The organism is Streptomyces sp. NPDC047869, assembly GCF_040704065.1.
GTDB lineage: Bacteria > Actinomycetota > Actinomycetes > Streptomycetales > Streptomycetaceae > Streptomyces.
Window position 1 is genome coordinate 1 of the sequence record NZ_JBEYRK010000074.1, and the last position, 1,238, is coordinate 1,238.

Below are 1,238 nucleotides of genomic sequence, written 5' to 3' on the forward strand. Positions count from 1 at the left end.
GAGAAGTACCAGCTCAAACCCCGCGACTGGGAAGCCGCCGCACGCGAGGGCCGCACCATCGCCCCCCTCATCACCAAACTCAACACCATCCGGCGCGCGAACCCGGCCCTGCGGCAACTGCGCGACCTCCACTTCCACCACGCCGACAAGGACTCGGTGATCGTCTACTCGAAGCGGAGCGGATCGAACACGGTTCTGGTGGTCGCCAACCTCGACCCCCACCACACCCAGGAAGCCACGGTCTCGTTGGACATGCCGCAACTCGGCCTGGAATGGCACGAGTCGACGCCGGTGCGCGACCTGCTCACCGGCGACACCTATCACTGGGGCAGGGCCAGTTATGTGCGCCTCGGTCCGGGCGGCGCGCATGTGCTGGCCGTCGGCCGGGAGCCCGGGGAACGTCCACCGGGTGAGCACAGCCAGGTTCTGCGACCGTCCACCCCGCCGACCGGAGGGTCACCCGCCATATGATCGTCAACGAGCCCGTCCCGGACACCTTCGAGGACACCCCCGCCAAGGACCGGCATCCGGATTGGTTCAAGAGCGCCGTCTTCTACGAGGTCCTGGTCCGCTCCTTCCAGGACAGCAACGGGGACGGCATCGGCGACCTCAAGGGCCTGACCGCCAAACTCGACTACCTCCAGTGGCTCGGCGTCGACTGCCTCTGGCTGCCGCCCTTCTTCAAGTCCCCGCTGCGGGACGGCGGTTACGACGTCTCCGACTACACGGCAGTGCTTCCCGAGTTCGGCGACCTGGCCGACTTCGTCGAGTTCGTCGACTCGGCGCACCAGCGCGGTATGCGCGTCATCATCGACTTCGTCATGAACCACACCAGCGACCAGCACCCGTGGTTCCAGGAGTCGAGGAGAGACCCGGACGGCCCGTACGGGGACTACTACGTCTGGGCCGACGACGACAAGCAGTACCAGGGCGCCCGGATCATCTTCGTCGACACCGAGGCCTCCAACTGGACGTACGACCCCGTACGCAAGCAGTACTACTGGCACCGCTTCTTCTCGCACCAGCCGGACCTCAACTACGAGAACCCGGCGGTGCAGGAGGAGATGATCTCCGCGCTGAAGTTCTGGCTGGACCTCGGCATCGACGGGTTCCGCCTGGACGCCGTGCCGTACCTGTACCAGCAGGAGGGCACCAACTGCGAGAACCTGCCGGCCACGCACCAGTTCCTGAAGCGGGTCCGCAAGGAGATCGACGCCCAGTACCCCGACACCGTGCTG

2 protein-coding genes are annotated in these 1,238 nt (G+C 66.2%); both read left to right on the forward strand.

What is annotated here, in order from left to right; translation table 11 throughout:
- Nucleotides 1-471 (forward strand): alpha-glucosidase C-terminal domain-containing protein (locus AB0924_RS38575; RefSeq protein ID WP_358940781.1); only part of this gene is annotated, 471 nt, incomplete at its 5' end.
- The coding region (locus tag AB0924_RS38580; RefSeq protein ID WP_358940780.1) for an alpha-amylase family glycosyl hydrolase at nucleotides 468-1,238 on the forward strand (771 nt) is incomplete at its 3' end. The genes AB0924_RS38575 and AB0924_RS38580, both read left to right, overlap by 4 nt.